Origin of the sequence: Actinomycetospora sp., from assembly GCF_036497585.1 — a bacterium.
Lineage (GTDB): Bacteria > Actinomycetota > Actinomycetes > Mycobacteriales > Pseudonocardiaceae > Actinomycetospora.
On record NZ_DASXJD010000138.1, the window covers coordinates 1 to 1,635 of the forward strand.

A 1,635-nucleotide genomic window follows, 5' to 3' on the forward strand; every position below is an offset into this window, starting at 1 on the left:
TCCCCGACGAGGCCCCGGACGTCATAGGCCTTGATCACCTGGCTGACCACCCGGGCGCGCGCGGCGTCCGCGGTCTCGGTACTGGCGTGCTGAGCTGGCGCTGAACTGCTCACGTCGGCCAGCGTATCGGCCGTGCCCGACACCGTGCGGCATGGCGGCCACCCGATGGTGTGCCGGTCGCCGGGCGGGAATCCGTCAGGAACCGGAGGGGTCCGGCAGCACCCGCAGGTGCCCGCGCCGTCCGGTGCCGGCGACCGCCCCGACCTGCCCCACGGCCTCGCTCGGTGGCTCCGCCCGCCCGGCCTCCCGCACCGCCTCGGCGAGCGCGGTGAGGTCGTCGGCGGAGGGCTCGGACGGGAACTCGCCCTCGTAGCGCACGACCTCCCAGCCCCGGGGGGCGGTGAGGCGCAGGGCGTGGTGCTCACAGAGGTCGTACGAATGCGGCTCCGCACTGGTGGCCAACGGACCCACGACGGCCGTCGAATCGGAGTAGACGTACGTCAGCGTGGCGACGGCCGCCCGGCCGCACCCGGTCCGTGAGCACTTCCGCACTCCTCGCACGAGCCGGAACCATAGTCGCCTCGCGCCCCGGCGCCGCACAGGCGCGCTCGGCGCGTCGGGGCTCGGACGTCACCGTCCGGTCACGTCCCGGTCGTGTCCGGACGATCCCACCGGTCCAGGTCGGGCGCGGCGCGTCAGCGAGGAGCACACCACGCAGGCCGGGCCGGTCCGCCTCCTGTCTGCTGTGCTCCTGATCAACGGAGTGGGGGCGGCCCGGCCCACGAGGGGCACGCCGCGCAGCCCCGACCGCCCCGCGCCCTGCCTCACGTGGTGGTGATCAAGAAAAGCGGAGTCAGCAGCCAGCGCCCCGCCGCGCCACTCTCCCGGCCGGACGTCCACCACGCCCCCGGCGGCGTAGGCTCGCGCGTCGTGGCGAGAGGTGGCACGCGCACCGGCGACCGGTCGGATCGCGGCTCGGCGCGGCCCCCGCTGCCGATCCGCCCGCGACGACGCCGTGACCGGCGCGGCCGCGGGATGCGCGCGCCGCTGTACCCGGCGGGCTCGCCCGCGGCGCGGACCCGGGCGGAGCGCTTCGACGCCGTCGTCCTCGAGGCCCTCGAGCCCATCGAGGACCGCTGGGGCTCGGAGCTCGAGGAGCTCGACGTCGCGGTCGACGACGTGCCCGACATCGGCGACGCCGCCCCGGACGAGGACGGCGTGGTCGGCGACGGGGAGATCCCGCTCGCCCGGCTCGTCCCCGCGGGCGTCGACCGCCGCGGCGCCGCGACCCGCGCCCGCATCGTGCTCTACCGCCGCCCCATCGAGGCGCGCGCGCTCGACGGCGAGGACCTCGCGGACCTGCTGCACGACGTGCTCGTCGAGCAGATCGCCGAGTACCTCGGCGTCGAGCCCGACACCGTCGACGGCGAGGGCTGACCGCGGGAGCAGAACCCGCCTGATCAGAACCCGTGGGTCACGGCCTCGACGTTGTGACCGTCGGGATCGCGCAGGAACACCCCGTAGTAGCCCGGGTGGTACTCCGGCCACTCGCGCGGCGCGTGCAGCACCTCGACCCCGGCCTCGACGGCCGCCGCGTGCACGGCGTCCACCGCGGCACGGTCGGCCGCGCTGAAC

The 1,635-nt window shown here is 76.0% G+C and carries 2 protein-coding genes; one reads left to right on the forward strand and one right to left on the reverse strand.

The window, feature by feature from the left end:
- Nucleotides 1-195: 195 nt before the first annotated feature.
- On the reverse strand, nt 196-552 hold the full coding sequence (locus VGH76_RS13680; protein ID WP_331557234.1) for a DUF3499 domain-containing protein: 357 nt from the start codon (nt 550-552) through the stop codon (nt 196-198).
- 378 nt (nt 553-930) lie between these two features.
- On the opposite strand from VGH76_RS13680, the gene VGH76_RS13685 reads away from it, so the two are divergent.
- The gene (locus tag VGH76_RS13685; protein WP_414637723.1) at nt 931-1,437 is read left to right on the forward strand and encodes a metallopeptidase family protein; all 507 of its coding nucleotides are present in this window, start codon (nt 931-933) and stop codon (nt 1,435-1,437) included.
- Nucleotides 1,438-1,635 lie beyond the last annotated feature (198 nt).